Below are 20270 nucleotides of genomic sequence, written 5' to 3' on the forward strand. Positions count from 1 at the left end.
GTGCATGGCATCACCGGCGTGCATGCCGGACGCATCGCTCAACATCCACCGGCACCCGCTCCACACGGACACGGACACGTTCAGCAATACGCCCAACACACGCCCAGCACACACGCCTAGCATCCAGAACCCAGCACACCCCCTCAGTACTTGAGGTTCATCACATCCAGGCACCAGGCATTCTCGTAGGAGACCTCCTCCCACTGCTTGTAACGCCCGGAGATGCCGCCATGACCGGCCTCCACCTCGATCTTGGCGATCGCGTCGAAGCCGCGCGACTGCATCGCGGCCACCCATTTGAGCGGCTCCACGTACAGCACACGCGTGTCGTTCATCGACGTGGTGACGAACACGCGCGGGAACGCGCGCCCCGCGTCCGAATCGGCGGACGGCAGGTTCTCGTACGGCGTGTACGACTTCATGTACCGGTATACGTCCTCGTCGTGCAGCGGATCGCCCCACTCGTCCCATTCGGTGACGGTCAGCGGCAGCGACGGGTCGAGAATCGAGGTGAGCGCGTCGACGAACGGCACGTCCGCCTCGACGCCCGCATAGCATTCGGGGGCAAGATTCGCGATCGCGCCCATGAGCAGGCCGCCCGCCGAGCCGCCGTTGGCGACGGTGCGGCGCGGGTCGGCCAGGTGCGCATGCTGGAGCGCGGCGGTCGCATCGACGAAGTCCTCGAACGAATGCTTCTTGTTGAGCCGTCGTCCCTGCTCGTACCAGGCGCGTCCGAGCTCGCCGCCGCCGCGGATGTGCGGCACCGCATACAGCACGCCGCGATCGAGCATGCTCAGACGGGCGACGGAGAAGTTCGGGTCGGAGGAGATCTCATACGCGCCGTAGCCGGTGATGAACATCGGCGAATCCTGCGCGGGGAAGTCGCGCCGCCACACGAGCGAGACGGGGATGCGCTCGCCGTCGCGCGCCTTGATCCACACGCGGCGCTCCATGTAATCGCGCGGGTCGAATCCGCCGAGCACGGTGGCACGTTTGAGCAGCTGGTCCTCGCCGGTCACCGGGTCGATTTCGTGCAGTTCGCCGGGCCGCGTGTAGCTGGTGAACGAGTAGCGCATGCGCGGCGCGTCATACGACGGATTGCCGCCGGTGCCGATCGAGTAGAGACGGCGCGTCTCGCCGGGCAGATGGTCGTCGCTCGCACCGTCCGACGACGACGTATGGTCGGTCACACCGGCACGCCCATCACCGGCACGCCCACCATCACCGGCACGCCCACCATCACCGTCACCGGCCTCGGCACGACCGGCACGCCCCGCGTCCCAGTCCTCGGCCCACAGCGTCTCGCCGTGGTCGCCGGTCTCGTCACGGTCGTCGGCCACCATGTCCCAGTCGTCCTCAAGCGCGGGCGGCAGCAGTTCCACGAACCGCCATGGGCGCCCGGCGAGGAAGTCCTCGACGGCGGCGCGCTTCGGCATCATCGCGACGTGCGGCAGTCCGTCGGCGCGGTAGGCGAGCGTGACGAAGTGACGGTGGATGGCGATGCCTTCGACGCCGAGACCGTGCAGTCCCTGCAGGATGTCCGGATTGTGCTTGTTGAAGTACGGCGCGGTGATCGCCTTGTCTCGGTCCTCCGCCGTCGCCGCGTGCTCGCAGCCGTAGGGCGAGCCTTCGGCGACGCACACGCCTTCGCCGAGCGTGTACGGCGGCTCGTGCCGGCGCATGTCGATCACGTCGATCTCGAAGTTCGGGTTCTTCGCATTGTGGTAGACGACGGCGAGCGGGATGTCCTCGCCGTGCTCCCCCGCGTTCTCGAAGCAGGCGAAGCTCACGTCGTATTCGATGTCGGTCTTGCGCGGGATGAACGCCTGGAATTCGCCTTCCGGGTCGGTCACGGGCAGCATGAGCACTTCGGTGGTGGTCTTGGATCCGGTGCCGAGCACGAGGTTGCGTTCGTCGAAGCTCAGGCCGATGCCCACCCAGAAGCGTTCGTCCTCCTCGCGGTACACGCACGCGTCCGTCTCGACCGGGGTGCCGACCTTGTGCCGCCAGACCGCGCATGGGCGCCACGCGTCGTCGAGCTCCACCCAGAACACGTAGCGCGCGTCGGGCGTGAAGCAGGCGGCGCCGACGCCGCGGAACACTTCGGGCAGCTCCTCGCCGGTCCCGAGGTCGCGGATCCGGTAGTCGTAGCGTTCGTCGCCGGCCGTGTCGACGCCGTAGAGCATCCACCGGCCGTCGCGGCTCAGGTCCATGCCGCCGAGCCGGAAGAAGTCGTGGCCTTCCGCCTCCGCGTTGGCGTCGAACACGATCGATTCGCCGGGCAGCGATCCTGGCGCGCCGAACGGGTCGACCTCGGGCGGGTCCCAGTCGTCGGCGCCGCGCACGCGCATGCGGCACTGCACCGCGTACTGGCGGCCTTCCTGCGTGCGCGCGTAGTACCAGTAGTCGTTGATGCGCACGGGCACGGACATGTCGGTCTCCTGCACGTGCGATTTGAGTTCGTCGAACAGGGTGCGGCGCAGTCCGTCGAGGTGCGCGTTGCGCGTCTCGCACAGGCGGTTCTGCGCGGCCACGTAGTCGCGCGTGCGCGGCGAATCCTTGTCGCGCATCCATTCGTACGGGTCGATGAACACGTCGCCGTGGTGTTCGCGTCGTGTCGGCTCGCGGTGCGCGACCGGCACGGCGGGCACCGTCGCGACGGCCTCGCCGCCGTCGCCCGTCGTCGCGCCCTCGGTCATGTCCTGTTCGCCGCCTTCACCGCCGGCCAGTTGGTTCTCTTCAGTCATACGGGTGATTATACGCACGCGCGAACCGGTTCCGCGCGCACGTATCCCACCCGCGGAACCGGCCCCGCGGCACCGCTACCCCAGATGCGCCTTGAGGTACGGCAGCATCGTCTTCATGATGTTCGCGCCGGTCGTGCCGGTGAACACGGGCACGTCGGTGTCGGGCATCGGCTGCGTGGCGGTCATGCCGGCCGGGTTGCGCATGCCGAACGGCATGAGTTCGCGCGGGCTGAGCTGGCGGATCGCGATGGCGAGCACGCGGCCCGGGTAGCGCCGGACGACGGTCGCGTAGGTGGTGGGGTCCTTCTGGCCGTCGTCGCCGACGAGGATGAATCTCATGTCGGGGAAGTCGGCCATGAGCTGTTCGACGAATTCGAGCTTGTGCTGCGGCCCGGAGGGGATGAACGTCTTGGGCCGCGGGTCGAGGTCGCGCAGCAGCAGCGGGCCTTCCGGGAACCCGTGGTTCTCGAGGAAGTGGCGGATCGAGCCCTCCACGTTCCATGGCGAGGTGGACAGGTAGAAGAACGGCGCGTCCGGGAACAGGTCGGCGAGCTTGGTGAACAGCACGCTCATGCCGGGCACGGAGGCCTTCTTGTCCGGGTTGAGGAACAACAGGTTCCACGCGGCCTTCCACAATATGGGCGCCTGCGTGATCAGCACGGTGTCGTCCACGTCGGAGATGATGCCGACCTTCGCGCCCTTCGGGATCGTGAACAGTTTCGCATGCACCGGCTTGCGCCCGTTGACCCGGTAGGAGACGTCGTGCACGCCCGGTTCGAGGCGTTGCTCGGCGACGAGATCCAGATAGCCGGACGTGTCGGAGATCGCGTATTCGCTGTCGAGGTCGGGACGCGCGTCCACCGCGTCGTAGCGTTCGCTTTCGCCGATCTGCACGGTTTCGAGCGGCACGTCGTCGATGCGGATCTTCACCTGCGTGTGCGGCGAGGGGATGGCGAGCATGCCGCGGATGCCGCGCGTGGCGCGCCCGTACTCGCTGCCCTCCCCCGCGTACACGGTGCGGCAGATGAGCCGCGAATAGTCGCCGGTGCCGTACCCGACGTACGGGTCGACGCGCGGGAACCAGTCGAGTCGTTGCGCCGTGCGCGTCGCCGCCTTCACCCACGCGTTGAACGCGCGCGTGACGACGCGGCGCACGAGGCGTTCCGGCAGCGGCTGCGCCTCGTAGCGTTCGCGCCGGGACGCGGCGTCGAACGTGGTGACGGCGCGGCGCGCGGGGATCGGCACGGTCGGCATGTCGTCGCCGGACGCGGCGTCGCGCGCGTCGCGCGCCGCGCCGTCGTCCGCGCGCATGCGGCGCATGTCGCCGAGCGGCCGCGCCGTGCCGCGCCCGTCGCCGTCCACCGGCCGCCACGCGCGCGTCATCGTATGACCTTCAGGTATTGTTCGGCGGTCAGCAGGTCGGGTTCGTCGTCCTCCAGCTCGATCTTCATGATCCAGCCTTCGCCGTACGGATCGTCGTTGATGACGCTCGGATCGTCGGCGACGGCCTGGTTCACGTAGCGGATCGTGCCGGCGACGGGCGCGATCAGCGGTTCGACGGCCTTCGATGATTCGAGTTCGAGGACCTCGTCGCCCGCTTCGACGCGGGTGCCGGGCTCGGGGAGGTCCACGTAGACGAGTTCGCCGAGCTTGCCGGCGGCGTACTCGGTGATGCCGACCACGGCCGGGTCGAGGGTGGTGTCCACCCACACGTGGTCGTCGGAGTATTCGAGGTGCTCGGGCACGTCGAGGTTCAGCGGCTGGTCGTCAAGTTCTTCACTCATGGCCTCCAGCCTACCAACCCGTTGCGAACACGCCCGGATACGGGAGGACCCCGCCTTGCGTGATCCGCAAGGCGGGGTCCTCGGGTAATCGTCGATCGTGCGTCGGGCGACGCTCAGCGCACGGCGCCGGTCGGCTGGGTGCCGACGACCTGGACGAGGGTGCCCTCCGGGCAGTTCTCGTAGATCCACTCGGCGTCCTGCTCGTACATGTTCACGCAGCCGTGGGAGCCGTGGTTGGCCGGATCGCCGGAGGCGATGCCGCCGTAGTTCCACGTGGCGGTGTGGAAGCCTTCGCCGCCGTTGAAGTAGCTGACCCACTTCACGCCGGGCGACAGGTACTTGGAGCCGTCGTCGTTGTAGCCGCGCATGTCCTGCACGCGGTACTTGAGGTAGATGTACCAGTTGCCGCTGTCGGTCTCGTTGCCGCCGGGGCCGCCGGTGCACACGAGGAAGCTCTTGACCTGCTGGCCGTTGTGGTAGACGACGGCGGTCTGCGAGCTCTTGTCGATGACGACGCGCCACTCGCTCTGCTTCTGCTTGACGTCGAACTTCTTGACGTCGGAGGCGACCTGCACGGTGCCGCCGTTGCCCTGCTTCAGGGCGTCGATCACCTGGTCGGCGGCATCGTCGGTGTTCTTGATGGTCACGCCGTCGACGCCCTTGACCTGGGCGGCGACGATCACCGAACCGTTGCCGTCGACGATGTCCTCCTGGGAGACCATGTCCTGGTTGAGCTGTCCGGGCAGCTGCTCCGACATGAACTTCCTGATGGCGGTGGTGTCGTAGGAGAGGGTGATGGAGCCCTGGTCGAGGTGGCTTTCCGTCTTGATCCAGGAGGCCACGGTGTCGGCCGGCAGCTCGAACTGCTTGGCGTCGCCGTTGGTCATCACGATCTTGTTGTTGAGGCGCTGGTTCGCGGCGTCGGCGGCCTTCTGGGCGGCGTCGAGCGCGATCGGCGCGTCGATGGTCTCGTCGGTCACGTTGATGGTCGCGGCTTCGCCGGGCTTGGCGATGGCCTGCTTGACGGCCTTGACGACCTCGCCCAGCTTCGGGGACTTGCCGGCGCGGCCCTCGGCGGCGACGAACGCGTGCGCGTTGCCGTCGTAGGTGATGGAGGACGGCACGGCGCGTTCCGCGTCGGAGACGAGTTTGGCGGACAGGTAGCTTTCCAGCACCGCGTTGTCCGGGGTGGCGGCGAGCGCCACGTCGACGTGGCCGAACGGGTTGACGCGCAGGATGTCCTCGCCGATGTTGGAGGAGGACTTCGCGTTCATGATGTCGTCGACGGTCTGGTCGACGTCGATGTCGACGCCCAGATCCTTCAGGGACGCGGTGGCGGTGGTGTTGCCGGTCGTGTCCTTGACGGTGATGGCGGAGTCCTTGACCGCCTGTTCGACGGTGGCCTTCACCTGGTCGCGGGTCTGGCCGACGATGCTGGTCGAGCCGAAGCGCACGCCGGGCGCGACCTTGTCCTGATAGTAGGCGCGGGCGCCGAAGAACGCGGCGACGAGCGCCACGAGCAGGGCCGCCACGATGATGAGGGTGATGATGAGCGGCTTGCGCGACTTGCGCGTGGCCACGGTGGTGCCGATGTTCAGATCCTCCGGATGCGCCGCCCCGGCGTCCGCGGCGTCCATCGTGCCGGCGAGCGGCGCGGGCGCGGTCTCGGGCAGCGGCGGCATGGCCTGCGTGGTCTCGAAATCCTCACGCATAGCGCCGTATTCCGGGGCCGGCTGCTGATTGCGTTGGTCAGTCATTCGCGATCCTTAGTCTTTTCACTACGCTTTCTCTCGTCCGCATTCCTTCGGCGGACTGCGTCCGACTGTACATCAACGCCACCCCAGCGGAGGGCCCGGAACCGCCCGCGACACCCCGAAATAGCCGTGGGCGCAACGGTTTGTGGCATATATCACTATTCGAGATATGTCGTTTCGTCACTCCCACGGCCGCCGACGCCCCGTGTCCGCGCGTCACAGCTCGCGGCCGAGCCACTCCTCGATCATGTAGCGTGCGATCGTCGCCTTGCCGGGCGCGCTCATGCGGCCCGTGACCAGCGCCGCCGTGTACTCGTCCGGCGTGACCCATTTCGCCTCGACGGTCTCCATGCCGTCCACGTGGACGTCGGTGGTCAACGCGTGCGCCTTGAACGCCATCATCAGGGACGCGGGGAACGGCCACGGCTGCGAGCCGAGGTACTTGACCTCGCCGAGCCGGATGCCGACCTCCTCCATCGCCTCGCGGCGGGCCGCATGCTCCAGGTTCTCGCCGGCCTCCACGAATCCGGCGGACACCGAGTACAGTGTGGGGTTCTTCCATGCGGCGTTGTGCTGCAGGAGCGCGCGCCCTTCGGAATCCACGATGATGGTGATGACGGCGGGTTCGACGCGCGGGAACAGCAGGCGGCGGCCGTCCGCGTCGTTCGTGCAGCGCTGCGCCCAGCCGCCGTTCGCGGCGGCGACGGGCGCGCCGCAGGTCGGGCAGTGGCGCTGCCGGTTGTGCCAGATGCTCAGCGTGATCGCGCTGGTTGCCTGCCCCGCCTCGCGTGCGGAGGCGTGCGGCGCGAAACCGCGCAGATCCACCCAGTCGAACCGGTCGACGGCCTGTTCGAGCAGGCTCGCGTGCGCGCCGCGGCCCGCGCCGAAGCCGAACGCGCCGCCCGCCGCGATCACGCCGCCGTTCGTGCCGTCCTCCGGCTCGTCGAACGCGTCGTCGGCGCCGCGTTCGCTGCCGTCGGCGATGCGCGCCACGCGCGTGACGTCGACGGCGACGACGTGCTCGTCGCGACGGCCGCCGTAGCTGCCGAGGAACATGGCGACGGCCTGCGGGTGCGTGTCGAGTTCGCGAGCCACGTACGCGCCGGGGATGGTGGCGAGGCGCATCTTCACGTTCTCGTAGTCGGCGAGTTCGCCCTGACCGCGCGGCACGGCGATCTTGCCGTCGCGCGTGAGGATCACCTTGGTCGCGGGCTCGGCGAGCGTCTCCGCGATGAGATGCGGTTCGACGCGACGCTCGGTCTGATAGTCGATGTCGCCCTGCGCGAGCGGCAGGAACGGCAGCGCGCGCGTCAACGCGAGAGGACTGAACGACACGCTCATGCGATCACCCGCTTCACCAGATCGACGAGCGCGGCGGCCACCGTGTCGGGGTGTTCGACGGCGCTGAAATGACCGCAGTCGGCGATCGCGGTGAACGTGGCGTTCGCGCCGATGCGCTCGGCGAGCGGGCGCATCACGCTCGGATTCGACGTGGGGTCGAGTTCGCCGGAGACGACGGCGACCGGCACGTCCATCGTCTCGGGCACGCCGGCGAGTTCGGGACGGCCGTAGGTCATGCGCTGGCGCCAGGCGAGTCCGGCGGGGTTCTGGTCGCGGATCCACGCGGTCATCGTCGCGATGAACTCCGGGGTCTTCTTGATGGTGGAGTCGCCGTCGGCGGGCTGGGCGAAATGCATGACCGGTTCGACGGAATCGGTGCGCTCGCACGCGTCGGAGGTTTCGAGGCGCGGTTCGCCGCCGACGCCGTCCGACGAGGCCATCGTGTCGCACAGGGCGACGCCGGCCACGACCTCCGGGTGGAGGCGGTACAGGTCGGTCACGAGGTAGCCGCCCATCGACAGGCCCGCCCACACGGCCTTCTCATAGCCGCCCCGGTATAGCAGGTCCACGTAGGATTCGGCCATGCGGTCGAGCGCGTCCGGATAGGAGCCGTTGGCGGCGCGGCGGCCGGACGCCTTGTCGCTCGGCGCGGGCGATTGGCCGGAGCCGGGCATGTCGGGCGCCCAGATCGGGAAGGCGGGCAGTCCGGCCTCGTCGGCGAGCGCTGCGATGCGGGCGGCGCACGTCTCCCACATGCGCCCGTCGACCGGATACGCGTTGACGAGCACGAGCGGGGTCCCCTCCCCCTCGCGCAGCACACGGTTATGAATTGCAAACGTCATACCATTACATCCTTTCTCTGTGGCAACAGCATGCGCCACAAGCGCATCCGCATCCCGCTCCCGCCGGCGTGAGCCGTCCGCGAAACCCATCTCCCATTCTCGCTCCCGCTGGCGGGAGCTGTCCGGCAAAGCCGGACTGAGGGTGGTCACAACGGTCACCCCACACCGCTCCCGCCGGCGGGAGCTGTCCGGCGAAGCCGGACTGAGGGTGGTCACGCGCCGCAGTATTCGAGCGCCTTGCGCACGATCCGGTCGTGCCCGTTGGCCATCTGGTCGAGGAACGTGGCGAGCATGTCCGAGTGGGGGTCCACCCATTCCACGTCGAGCGTCTCGTCCTGCGGGTGGCAGTCGCCGGCGATCGGCACCACGTAGCACAGCGCGATCGCGTGCTGGCGCGGGTCGTAGTATTCGCTCAATCCGGGCGTCGGGAAGAATTCGGCGACGGTGAACGGCTGCAGGTTGACAGGCAGCATGGGCAGCGCGATGTCGCCCAGATCCTTGGCGACGTTGCGGGCGATGGCCTCGCGCAGCGTCTCGTGGAAGAGCACGCGGCCGGAAATCAGCGCGCGTTCGACCGACCCGTCGTCGGTGACGCGCAGCAGCGAGCCGACCTGCGCGACGCGGCCGAACTCGTCGGTGCGCACGGGCACGATCTCCACGTATGCGATGGGCATCTGGCTGCGGGCGCGGTTGATGTCCGCGGGGTCGAGCCATCCGGGGGGATTGCCGTGGCCGGAACCGCGGATGAAATCCTCCGGGGTGACGTGGTCGAATTCACCGCGCGGACGGTCGGCGTCGAAGTCACCCTCGTCCGGCACCTCATCATTCATCACTGGCATGCACCCCATTATCACGCGTCGAACTGACATGCGCCCCCGCATGCCCATATTCGCCCTCCCGCTCCCGCCGAACCTGAAACCCGCTCCCGCCGGCGGGAGCTGTCCGGCACCGCCGGGCTGAGGGTGGTCCATCCCCTCAGCCCTCAGCCCAATTCCCTTCCCCTTGTTCCCCCGTGACGGTTTACTGGATACCGACGCAGACGCGTAACCAGACGCTTATAAGAAGGAGTCCCCATGGCCACCACGCAGATCACTTCGGCCGAGTTCGAGAAGACCATCACCGGCAACGAGATCGTGTTCGTCGATTTCTGGGCGACGTGGTGCGGCCCGTGCCGCGCGTTCGGTCCGATCTACGAGGAGGCGAGCGACAAGCCGGAGAACAAGGGCATCGTGTTCGCGAAGGTCGACATCGACCAGAACCAGGATCTGGCGGCCGCCGCGGGCATCCAGGCGGTGCCGACGCTGATGATCGTCAAGGACGGCACGGTCGTGTTCCAGCAGGCGGGCGCCCTGCGCGCCGAGGATCTGGACGATCTGATCGACCAGGCGAAGAAGCTGGACGTGGCGGCCGCGAAGGCCGAATCCGCCCAGGCGTGACGCCGCGTCTACGCGCGATTTTCGTGCGCTCCACGCGCGTGTCGCGCACGAAAATCGCGCGTAGACGACCGACGTGGTGACGGGTGGTTCCCCATATACGGGGAGTCACCCGTCACGCTATGATATGGGGCAGCGATACGGGGTGTACGCGGCGCTTGCGAACACGGCGCCTACACAGTCAAGCAAGGGGTTGAGAGGAACATGGCGCGCATGGGCGACAAGAACAAGGTAGGAGACACGGCGAACGACACGAACGGACACGACGGCCGCGACGCGGACGTGCCGAATTTCGGCGATTCGTCCGTAGGATCGCTGCTCGATCCGAAGAATGACGGCGATTGGGACATCCCCGAACTCACGTTCCCGTCGATCGACGAGTCCGCCCGAAACGATCACGACGACGCATCATTGTCGTTCCCGCACGTCCCCGCCGCGGCGCAACCCGACGCGCAGCTCGACGACCTGACGGACGTGCCAGCCGTGCCCGCGCCGCAGGCGACGGCCACGTCCGAGACGACGATCCTGCCGCCGATTGGCACCGGTTCGAGCGCCGAAGTGGCCAAGCAGGCGCTCGAATCCGAGGAGACCACGGTCATCGCCCCCGGCGCCATCCCCGGCACGCTCGGCGCGGTCGCGGACGCCGCTCCGCGCGAAAGCGCCGGCCTGCGCGGCATCATCGAAGGCACCGACGACGGCGAACCGGACGTCGGAACCGACGGCACCGACGGAACCGACGAAACCGACGGCGGCGGTCGCGGCAGCGCGGATGCCGCGACCGCCGCCGCGCAGCCGGAGGTCTCGCCGCGCAAGAAGTTCCTGATCGGGCTCGGCGCGATCGCGGTGATCGCCGCCGTGGCGGGCGTCACCGCGTTCAGCTACATCCAGCGCACCGGCAACGAGGCGCGGTTCAACGCCGCGCTCGACTCGTGCGAGACCGCCGCGCACGACGCGGACAAGGCGGACGACGCACTGGCCGCCGCGCTGAAGAAGGCGAAGTCCGCGCGAAACATCACCGCCGACCAGCTCGCCGACTCGTCGACGCTCGCGAAGCTGTCCGACGCGATCGACGCGACGCAGACGTCGGACACGACGCAGACATCCGATGCGACGCAGGCGTGTTCGACGACGCTCACCGCCGCCGAACTCGACGCGCGCGCCAAGCAGAACGCGAAGGTCGCGAGCACGCTCACCTCCTCCACGAAGACGCTCGAATCGGCCACGAAGGCCGTGACCGACAGCCAGGCGAAGAAGACGCAGACGGATGCGGCCGCGCAGTCCGCGCAGGAGGACCAGTCGGAGACCGACACCCAGAGCGGATCCGACGAATCCGGATACGGCTATGACGGCAACGGCAACGGCGATGGCACCACCGGTAGCTACGGGTACGGCGGCTACGGCTACTACGGTTACGGCAACGGCTACGACAACGGAACCTATGGGTACGGCGGCTACGGGTACGGCGGCTACGGCACCGGCGACGGCACGTCGGACACCGGCGGCCAGACCGGAACGACGGGCGGCCAGCAGACGGGCGGCTCCGGCGACACGACCACGCCCGGTTCGGGCGCGACCGGCGGCACGGGCGCCGGGAGCGGAAACACCTCCGGCGGCACGGACGGCACCGGCAGCACCGGCGGCACCACGGGAGGGAACCAATGACGTTCAACCGGTATGTCGCCTTCCGCATGGCGGTCGAGGTGATCGGCGGCGTCGCATGCGCGATGCAGGCCGTCCGCGACGACGACCTGTCCGCCCTGATCGTCACGACCATCGTGGCGCTGATCTGGGTGGCGGGCGAGATCCGCGTGATCCGCATGCTCCGTCGGGAGCGGCCACGCACGGACGAACTGTCCGACCAGCACCAGCTGCAGGCCGCCCGGTTCGCGCTGCTCTCGTTCGTGGCGGTCGCCTGCGTGGCCGGATTCGTGGGCATGCTGGCCTCGCTGGCCACGGGTCGTTCATTCGCCATGCCGCCGATGGTGCTGCCCGCGCTCGCCATGTTCGCGTTGGCGTGCGCCGATGCGCGCTACCTGTGGTTGGAACGTGGCGAGGCTCCGGGAGACGGCGATGAGGACTAGTCTGCGCCTGCGCCGTCTGGAACGCGGCATGAAGCAGTCGGAACTCGCCGATCTGGTGAACGTGCGCCGTGAGACGATCGGACGGCTCGAGCAGGGCCAGTATTGTCCGTCGCTGCGTCTGGCGATGGACCTCGCGAAGGTGTTCGGCGTCACCGTGGAGGAGCTGTTCAGTTTCGACGACGAGGACTGACGCGCACCGCAAATGGGCCTGCCGCGGCCGTTTCGGCGTGTCGCGCCGCGTGAATTCCGCGTTAACGGCGCTGATGCCGCGTAATCGTTGCGATTCCGTCGATTCTTCACATTGTTCCCCCAAACGCCATGAGCAAACGTTGTCACACGATGTGACCGCGATGTCACATGCCGCGCGAACGGGCGCGCTTCCACCGGTTCGGGCGTTTCCGGACCGGTGTACAGTGGGTGCCGAACGCAAGGAGGGGACGATGACCGGGATGCCGGCAGGCGTCCGAATCCGCTCCGGATTCCCAGGTCACGGCCTTGCGCAAGGTTTTCATTCAGGAGGTAGAACAGATGAAGAAGAAGATCATGGCCATCCTGGCCACCATCGCCGCCGTGTTCGGCTTCGGTTTCGCCGCGAACACCGCCATGGCCGCCGACGCCAGCTACGCGCCGACCATCATCACCAGCGGCGTCTCGTACAACCCGACCACCGGCGTGCTGTCCGTCCCGATCTCGGCCGACGAGGCCGTCGCCCACGGCTACACCTACGTGTACGCCGGCTACGACAACGCCCAGGTCTCGAACGTGCAGTTCGCAGCCAACATCAACACCGTCAAGTACGTGGGCCAGACCGACAAGGGCCAGTTCAAGCTGGGCCTGACTCTCACCAAGGCCATGCGCGAGTCCGGCGGCACCGTCAAGCCGCAGGTGTTCCTCACCAAGGACAAGGTCGACGCCTCCCAGGTGCAGGGTCTCGCCGACAAGTACGTCGTGACCGCCGACGGCTCCGACTACCTGACCTACAAGGTCCCGGTCGTCGGCGAAGGCTCCTCCACCGCCGGCAACGCGGTCGCGAAGACCGGTGCCGCGATGATGCCGTACGCCATCGCCGTGATGCTGCTCGCCGCCGCCGCCATCGCCCTGTTCGCGGTGCGTTCGACCGGCTCCAGCCGCCGCTGACGCCGTCACGTTTCGGCCGTCTTCCGGCTGAGACCTTCAAGGGATTCCGCCCAGCGGAATCCCTTTTCCGTATTCGTCCCATCCCTCCGTTCCGCCGAAAGGAACCCCATGCACATCCTGTTCGTATGCGACGGCAACGTCTGCCGTTCCGCCCTGTCCGAGTATCTGCTGCGCGCGGCGCTGCACGCGCGCGGCGTCACGGCCGCGAACGGCGGCGTGACCGTGTCCAGCTGTGGTCTGCTCCGTCTCGACGGCTACGCGATGGACGACCATTACATCAGCTTCCTCGCCTCCCGCGGCATCGACGGCAAGGCGCACGCCTCCACGCCGTTCTCCCCGGAGCTCGCCACGGGTGCCGATCTGACGATCGTGTTCACCGAGGCGCAGAGCGACGAACTGTTGGGGTATGCACCCGCCGCCGCCCGCAGAACCTATCTGATGGACGATTTCGCGAACCTGTGCGCGGCGTGCATGGCGGACGGCGACGTGCCGTCCGGCCCGTCGGTCTCTCCCGACGAGCGTCTGCAGGCGGTGCTGCTCGCCGCGCCGTTCAAACGCCCGCTCCTGCCCCGCCCGCACGACATCCGCGATCCGCATCGCCGCGATGACGCCGTCTACGCGCAGGTGGCGGACGAGATCGCCGCGCACGTCGACGTGATCGCCGACGCTCTGGCCGGATCGGTCGCATGAGCGGCGCCGACGACCGTCACGTCACGGCGGTTGCGACCGCCGATGCGAGACCGTTGCGCGACCCCACGGATCTGCTGTTCTATGCGGCGTTGGTCACGCTGCCCGTCGACGGCACCGTGTTCGGTGTGCAGATGCCCTATTATTCGCCGATCTCCCCCGTGTTCTTCGCGTTGTACGCGCTGTGCAACGCGCGATGGCTGCCGGTGCTGTTCGCGCCGTCGCGCCGTGCGCGACCGGTGTTCCCCCATGTGCTGCCGTTCGTCGTCGGCCTGCTTGCGGTGAGCGTGTTCGGCTGGCTGACGGTCGGTTTCGACGTGACGTATGCGCCGCGCACGCTGATGGCCGTGGGATTCGCCTGCGCCACGCTCGCCTCGTGCGCCGTCGTCTGGGGGTGCAAGCGTCTGCGGCTGCGCACGGCGGTGACGGTGGTGGTGTGCGCGTATGCGGCGGCGTTCCTGTTCGGCGTGTTCACGTGGGCGATCGAACCGGGTCACGTTCTCGGCACGGGGTCCATGAACGATGTGCGCAATCGCCTGCTGGGATTGTTCCTGCGGCAGTATCTTGTTTCGCGCCCGCAGTTCCTGTTCGCCGAACCGAGTTATATCGGCATGCATCTGTTCGGCGTGCTGCTGCCCTTGTATTGGATGTCGCGTGACCGGCGGCTGCCGGTGCTGATCGGCGTGTTCGCGGCCGGCTCGCTCGCGATGGGCGCCGGCGTGCGCATCCTGTTGGATACGGCGGTGGCGGCGGTCCTGTGGATCGTGGCCGACGTGCCGTGGCGTACGGTCTGGCGCGACGTGCGTCTGCGGTGCGCGGCGATCGCCGTGATGCTGCTGGGCGTCGGGGCGTCGGCCGTCGCGTTCCTCACGCAGCCGCGGTTGCGCGCGTTGGCTTCGCGGGGGCTGTTCTCGGGCGACGCGTCGATGTCGGCGCGGCTCTTCCGCTCGCTCGCACCGGTCGAGGCATGGCTGCACGATCCACTGCATATGGCGTTCGGATTCGGCGCGGGCAATGTGGGCGAGACGATGCGGCGCGGGTTCACGGACACGCTCGTCCGGTACCGTGCGCACGGCGGCATGATGACCGAGGAGATCCGGGAACTGCGCGACCCGTTGGGGCCGACCGGCAATCTGGCGGGCAACGCGTTCACGATGAACGCGTACGTCTCGTTCGTCACCGAGTTCGGCCTGGTGATGTTCGCGGCGGCGATCGCGCTGCTGCTCCGGCACGTGACGCGGCACCGCGCGTGGAGCCGGCGGACCGTGTGCTGGCTGCTGCTGCTCGCCTACTTGTATCTCCAGTTCGAGGCGTACGCGTTCCCGGCGTTCGCGTTGTTCCTATGGGCGAGCGCGAGCGTCCCGTTCGGGAGCCGGACTAACGAAGCAGGAACCATTTCCAAGCGGGTATCTGCCTGATGACGGCATCGCCCTTACGGTATTCACGTTCCTCTCCCTCGCCGGTGATGAGGGTGCCCTCGTTCAGACTCCGCTCTTCCATAAGTTCCCAGAGCGCCCGCGTTTCACGTTCCGCCGTCTTGGCATCATCCATTCGGACTGTGACCTGAATCGGTTCGAATTGTTCCTGTTCGAGGACATCGCCAATCACGAAATCGATTTCATACCCATGCGTTTTTGTCCGGTATGATGATATGCCATCGCGGCGGAAGCCTAATGTCCTGCGACGCAGTTCGAGGTACACGGCGTTCTCCAGCCTCTGGCCATCGTCCTTGACGCCTGCCATGCTCGACGCCGCCGCCAACCCCGGATCGATCGCATAGGCCTTCGGCATGGATGTGGTCCCCTCCTTCAGGGACATGGAGAACTCGCGCACGAGAAACAGCAGATACGCGTCTTCAAAATACTCAGCCAAATCACCCAGTAGCTCCCGACTGGTCTTCAGACCGATCGACCTCATATCGTTTTCGATTCGACGAACCGACAGCGTTTTGCCGTTGCAACCGAGTACGCGTCTCGCGAATGTCGAGGCGACTCTTGGACGACTGATGTCGTGACGTTCTATTACGTCTCGCAACACTACGCGTTGCACATAGGATTGGAGCAACGCCACGCGTTGGGGTACGGGGAGACCCTGAGCCGCGGGGAAACCGCCGATCTTCAGGTACATGGTCATCGCATTTGCCAGAATCAATCGTTCTTTTGTGGAATAGCCGTCGTCCTCGCTCCGATTCAGCACCTCGGCTCCGACTATTTCGTTCGAGAGGAGAAACTCGCGGAAGGAGAACGGCAGCAATTCGAAGTCCAAGGCACGCCCTCGGAACTCGCTGGAAATCTCCTTCGACAACATCTTCGACGACGATCCGGTCACGTAGATCGTGGCTTTTGTGGTATCGACGACGCGTCGAAGCCAGCCTCCCCAGTCCTGCATCTCCTGGAGTTCATCGAAGAACAGATACACCCCTTCAACCATGGCTTCCGGGTGCATGGAGAGGAACGTTTCGACCACCTCGTCACCAGTCGCGGGAGTAATATCACCTAGCCTATCGTCTTCGAAATTGAAGTAGCAGATGCGGTTCCAGCCGATGCCGGACGCATGCAGGGACTCCATCTCCTGAAACAGCCGATAGCTTTTACCGCTTCTGCGCATGCCGACGATTACCTTCACCAGATTGCCTGCCTTAGGAGGCAACGGAACACCAAGATCCAGCTCGCGCGGCGAAATAGGCTGGAAATCCTCGATGCGGAAATCCCTGAGCTTCTCCACGATAGTCTGATTCACGTCACCACCTCCATGATTGGCAAGATAATTTTACCAATATTAAATATATTGGTCAAGTAGACTTTCCAGATACCCGAGCATGTATCGCGTTAGCCGACATGGCCGATTCGGCACGCGCGGCGCCCGCGTTTCCCGCGCCCGTCCTGTTCCTATGGGCGACGGATCCGCACCCGCTCATCCGGCTCACGATTGGTGCGGAATCGGACGCAAGCCCTGGGGAGCGGAGATACGGTGGTCTTATCGTGGTAATATGACGTTCGGCAAAAGACGATTCACATACATACCAATGCATACGCTCATCGCGCTCCTCACCCAAGGAGCGTCAGTTCACTGAACCGCCATATGCATGCATCACAATCCCCCTACCACATAGTTACACGGAGAAGGGTCAAGTGACACGACACCGCAACTCGAATATCGAAGTATTGCGTTTGCTGGCCATGGTGGCCATCGTGTCACATCATGCCATCGTGCATAATGCCGATGACCTCAACGTAATCGGTAGTGCTCCGAGTCGTATCCTTCTTGACTTTGCAAGCATACTGGTCGGCAAGACGGCGGTCTGCCTGTTCTTCATCATCAGCATCTGGTTCCTCGCGGACCGTCAACTCACGTTCAGGGGTTCATGCCGCCGGGTATGGATTCTGGAACGTGAGATTCTGTTCTACAGCGTGCTGTGTTATCTCGTCTACGCCCCGATGCTGGGGACCTTCTCGCCCACGACATTCGCCGCCCGTTTCTTTCCCGTGATCACGGGTGAATGGTGGTTCGTCAGCGACTACGTGCTGCTCATGCTCGCGCTGCCGTTCCTCGTTACCGGGCTGAAGACGCTGCCGGCACGCGAGCATGGCGTGCTCGCTGTCTTTCTGGCTGTGTTCTTCGGGTTCGTGCAGTATCTGCCGTATGTCGGCTGGGCCTTGAAGGATTCCTCCGACATCATGGGATTGCTCGTATTGACCACCCTCACCTGCCACATCCGCTGGTACGGCATAGGGATGCAACGGCCCAGACCCTACGCCCTACTGGTCTCAGGAGCGCTGTCACTGGCATTGCTCATCCTCCTATACGTCTTGCGCATGGACGTCCGCATAGCCGGTCGTCTTTGGACGCCCATGCAGGATTGGCAAGTCTTCCTGTCATCGTCCTGTCCTTCGTCATCTTCCTTGGCATCAACCGGCTTACTCCACATCATTGGCCGATTATCGACCGCATGACCTCAGGAACATTCGCCATCTATCTGATCACGGATACACCGGAAGCCGAGCTTCTCCTCTGGACGAAGCTGTTCCCGCTCCACCGCATCACCGGCATGCCAGTGCCAATCGCCGTTATCCTGCTCGTGAGCATCGGCCTATGCGCGGTTTGCATCGGCATCGATCTGATTCGTCAGACGCTGTTCCGCGTGACCGTCGACCGGAATCCGGGAGCATGGTTCGACAGATTGTTCTTCCGTCCCTGACCGCGCAGACACACTCCATCTCGTTCCGTCCTCCGTTCCCGCATAGAATGAGACACCGATAGCGAGAGAAAGGACCTTCACAATGAAGAAGTGCGCGTTCGTCATTCCCTACTACGGCAGGTTCCCCAACTATTTCCAGCTTTTTCTGGACAGTTGCGGCAATAACCCGGACTATGACTGGCTCATCTTCACCGATGACCGCACGGATTACGACTACCCGGATAACGTGCATGTCCACTATGAGACGTTCGGGGATATGCAGGAACGCGCACAACGATGCTTCGACTTCCCCATCAGTCTGGAAAAGCCCTATAAGCTCTGCGACTACAGGCCGGCATACGGGCTTCTCTTCTCCGATTATCTGGCCGAGTACTCGCACTGGGGACATTGCGACTGCGACCTGATCTTCGGCAGACTCAGCGATTTCATCACCGACGATATGCTGGACCGGTACGAGAAGATCTTCGCGCAGGGGCACTGCTCCATCTACAAGAACGACGATGCCGCCAACAAGGCGTTCATGCTGCCGTTGAACGGCGAACCGATATACCGCACGGTCCTCACGGAGAATCGGGCGTTCACATTCGACGAAAGCTATCTGCCGACGAACGTGAACCGCATCTTCGACCAGAACGGCCTTCCCATCTTCAAATACGACCTGTCCGCGAACACCGACTCCCGCAGCGGCATATTCCAGCTGACCCATTACGATGCGGCGTTGGACACCTATATGACGGAGCGTCCGATGCGTGCGGTCTATACGTGGAAGGATGGTGTGCTCAGCCGTTCATATTATCGTCTTGGCGAGTTCCGGACGCGCGAGCTCATGTACATGCATCTGCAACGTCGCCATATGGACGTCGATCCCGTATTGGCTCGCAAGAGGGGGGGGATACGGTAATCCAGATTCTGCCTGGCCTGTTCACCGTCCTTCCGGTCGATAACGTAACCAAAGACAATTTCAGAACCATCAAGTGGAAGCACCGCACCAATCATCGGAGAACGATTCTCATCGGCGATTTCAAATTCCAGTATCGTCGCATCAGGCGCAAGCTCTTCCACAAATAAGCAATTGATTATGTGAAAGGCTCTTTCATGTCCTCTACCGCACCTGTTCGAATCCTGCAATGGGGAATGCTGTCCGGTCTTGGCGGCATCGAAACATTCATGATGAACCTCTACCGGAACATCGACCGGTCAAAGGTGCAATTCGATTTTCTCGCCAACCACGCTGCACCGCCTCTCGCCTTCGAGGACGAGATCCTCGCCATGGGAGGCCACATTCACCGGGTGATGTACACGGCCTCGGAGAAACCGTTCGGAGCGAACAGGGACTTGCTGGAATTCTACCGTGCCCATCCGGAGATCGCCGGTGTGCATGTCCACGCGAACTTCCCCTATGCCACACCGCTCGCCGTGGCCAAAAAGGCCGGCGTACCGCTGAGGATCCTGCATTCGCATAACGGCGGCAGCCTCGATTTCGTTGCCGGCCAATCGGCGTTGCATCGGTTGAAGGCCGGACTGCATACGATGATCGCCAACCACGAGATCGACACCGCCGTCACCGACTATTTCGCCTGCTCCGACACGGCGGCGGAATTCATGTTCCCAGGCAAGCCCTACACGTGGGTCAGGAACGGCATCGACACCAAGCACTTCGCCTTCGACGCGGCGACGCGCGACTCGATCCGCACCGAATGGGGAATCGGCGGAAACACCACGGTCATCGGGTATTGCGGCCGGTTGAAGGAGGAGAAGAATCCCCTGTTCCTCATCGACGTGTTCGCCGAATATCATGCCCTGAATCCCGATTCCGCACTCGTCGTCGTCGGCGGCGATGGCATACTACGCGACCAAGTCATGCAGCACATCGCCGAACGGCACCTCACCGAACATGTGAAGATGCTCGGAGGGAACCACAAGGACGTCGCACCGTACTATCAGGCCATGGACGCCTTCATGCTGCCCTCCCTGCATGAGGGATTCCCCGTCGTGCTGCAGGAGGCGCAGTGTTCCGGCCTCCCCTGCCTCGCCTCGACCAATATGACCGCCACGGCGAATACCGTGGATCTTGTCACGTTCAGGAATCTGGATGACGGAGCAAAGGCGTGGGCCGCCCAGCTGCGCGACATGCTGGCGTCCGTGCCACGCACCGACCATTCAGCACAGCTGCGGGAGGCGGGATTCGACATGGTCGATGTCGCACGTTCCGTGGAACGCTTCTATCTGGAGAAGACCGCGGTCAGGCGTGGGTGAGGACAGCCGA

19 protein-coding genes are annotated in these 20270 nt (G+C 65.2%); 11 read left to right on the plus strand and 8 right to left on the minus strand.

Features of this window, described 5'->3' with window-relative positions:
- Positions 1–143: 143 nt before the first annotated feature.
- The 7 genes from AC1AYR_RS07995 to AC1AYR_RS08025 all read right to left on the minus strand — a co-directional run bounded on the left by AC1AYR_RS07995 (position 144) and on the right by AC1AYR_RS08025 (position 9307).
- Complete coding sequence (locus tag AC1AYR_RS07995; protein WP_476512254.1) at positions 144–2699, minus strand: S9 family peptidase; 2556 nt, start codon at positions 2697–2699, stop codon at positions 144–146.
- A gap of 123 nt (positions 2700–2822) precedes the next feature.
- On the minus strand, positions 2823–4130 hold the full coding sequence (locus AC1AYR_RS08000; RefSeq protein WP_476512239.1) for an App1 family protein: 1308 nt from the start codon (positions 4128–4130) through the stop codon (positions 2823–2825).
- Positions 4127–4531 (minus strand): glycine cleavage system protein GcvH, encoded by a 405-nt coding sequence (gene gcvH, locus AC1AYR_RS08005; RefSeq protein WP_034529395.1) that lies wholly within the window; start codon positions 4529–4531, stop codon positions 4127–4129. Before gcvH ends, AC1AYR_RS08000 begins: the two co-directional genes overlap by 4 nt.
- A 113-nt stretch (positions 4532–4644) precedes the next feature.
- Positions 4645–6288, minus strand: coding sequence for a L,D-transpeptidase (locus tag AC1AYR_RS08010; protein ID WP_476512238.1), 1644 nt, complete (start codon positions 6286–6288; stop codon positions 4645–4647).
- A gap of 213 nt (positions 6289–6501) precedes the next feature.
- Positions 6502–7626, minus strand: coding sequence for an NAD(+) diphosphatase (gene nudC / locus AC1AYR_RS08015; RefSeq protein ID WP_476512237.1), 1125 nt, complete (start codon positions 7624–7626; stop codon positions 6502–6504).
- Entirely contained in the window at positions 7623–8468 is an 846-nt protein-coding gene (locus AC1AYR_RS08020) for an alpha/beta fold hydrolase (RefSeq protein ID WP_476512236.1), read from the minus strand. Before AC1AYR_RS08020 ends, nudC begins: the two co-directional genes overlap by 4 nt.
- A 212-nt stretch (positions 8469–8680) precedes the next feature.
- The gene (locus AC1AYR_RS08025) at positions 8681–9307 is read right to left on the minus strand and encodes an NUDIX hydrolase family protein (RefSeq protein ID WP_034529389.1); all 627 of its coding nucleotides are present in this window, start codon (positions 9305–9307) and stop codon (positions 8681–8683) included.
- Positions 9308–9541: 234 nt separating this feature from the next.
- Here AC1AYR_RS08025 and trxA point away from each other — a divergent pair, with 234 nt between their 5' ends.
- From trxA to AC1AYR_RS08060, 7 genes are all read left to right on the plus strand, one after another.
- Complete coding sequence (gene trxA / locus AC1AYR_RS08030) at positions 9542–9904, plus strand: thioredoxin (protein ID WP_034529386.1); 363 nt, start codon at positions 9542–9544, stop codon at positions 9902–9904.
- 210 nt (positions 9905–10114) lie between these two features.
- Positions 10115–11563, plus strand: a complete 1449-nt coding sequence (locus AC1AYR_RS08035) for a hypothetical protein (protein ID WP_156963235.1) — start codon at positions 10115–10117, stop codon at positions 11561–11563.
- The gene (locus tag AC1AYR_RS08040) at positions 11560–11982 is read left to right on the plus strand and encodes a hypothetical protein (RefSeq protein WP_476512235.1); all 423 of its coding nucleotides are present in this window, start codon (positions 11560–11562) and stop codon (positions 11980–11982) included. Before AC1AYR_RS08035 ends, AC1AYR_RS08040 begins: the two co-directional genes overlap by 4 nt.
- A complete protein-coding gene (locus tag AC1AYR_RS08045) occupies positions 11972–12172 on the plus strand; it encodes a helix-turn-helix transcriptional regulator (protein ID WP_084686199.1) in 201 nt (66 codons plus the stop codon). Before AC1AYR_RS08040 ends, AC1AYR_RS08045 begins: the two co-directional genes overlap by 11 nt.
- 338 nt (positions 12173–12510) lie before the next feature.
- Complete coding sequence (locus AC1AYR_RS08050) at positions 12511–13119, plus strand: hypothetical protein (protein ID WP_476512234.1); 609 nt, start codon at positions 12511–12513, stop codon at positions 13117–13119.
- A 108-nt stretch (positions 13120–13227) separates the two neighbouring features.
- A complete protein-coding gene (locus tag AC1AYR_RS08055; RefSeq protein ID WP_034529376.1) occupies positions 13228–13809 on the plus strand; it encodes an arsenate reductase/protein-tyrosine-phosphatase family protein in 582 nt (193 codons plus the stop codon).
- A complete protein-coding gene (locus AC1AYR_RS08060) occupies positions 13806–15224 on the plus strand; it encodes a hypothetical protein (RefSeq protein WP_476512233.1) in 1419 nt (472 codons plus the stop codon). Before AC1AYR_RS08055 ends, AC1AYR_RS08060 begins: the two co-directional genes overlap by 4 nt.
- Here AC1AYR_RS08060 and AC1AYR_RS08065 read toward each other — a convergent pair.
- Positions 15184–16545 (minus strand): ATP-binding protein, encoded by a 1362-nt coding sequence (locus tag AC1AYR_RS08065; RefSeq protein WP_476512232.1) that lies wholly within the window; start codon positions 16543–16545, stop codon positions 15184–15186. The two genes, AC1AYR_RS08060 and AC1AYR_RS08065, sit on opposite strands and share 41 nt — an antisense overlap.
- 392 nt (positions 16546–16937) lie before the next feature.
- Between AC1AYR_RS08065 and AC1AYR_RS08070 the strand changes: the two genes are divergently transcribed.
- From AC1AYR_RS08070 to AC1AYR_RS08085, 4 genes are all read left to right on the plus strand, one after another.
- Positions 16938–17759 (plus strand): acyltransferase family protein, encoded by an 822-nt coding sequence (locus AC1AYR_RS08070; protein ID WP_476512231.1) that lies wholly within the window; start codon positions 16938–16940, stop codon positions 17757–17759.
- Positions 17756–18004: a hypothetical protein gene (locus AC1AYR_RS08075; RefSeq protein WP_476512230.1), complete on the plus strand. Its 249-nt coding sequence runs from the start codon at positions 17756–17758 to the stop codon at positions 18002–18004. The genes AC1AYR_RS08070 and AC1AYR_RS08075 overlap by 4 nt, the downstream gene beginning before the upstream one ends.
- An 82-nt stretch (positions 18005–18086) precedes the next feature.
- Positions 18087–18905, plus strand: a complete 819-nt coding sequence (locus AC1AYR_RS08080) for a DUF6625 family protein (protein ID WP_476555156.1) — start codon at positions 18087–18089, stop codon at positions 18903–18905.
- A 194-nt stretch (positions 18906–19099) separates the two neighbouring features.
- Complete coding sequence (locus tag AC1AYR_RS08085) at positions 19100–20260, plus strand: glycosyltransferase (protein WP_476512228.1); 1161 nt, start codon at positions 19100–19102, stop codon at positions 20258–20260.
- Positions 20261–20270 lie beyond the last annotated feature (10 nt).

The sequence above is a fragment of the Bifidobacterium sp. LH_417 genome, from assembly GCF_056357035.1.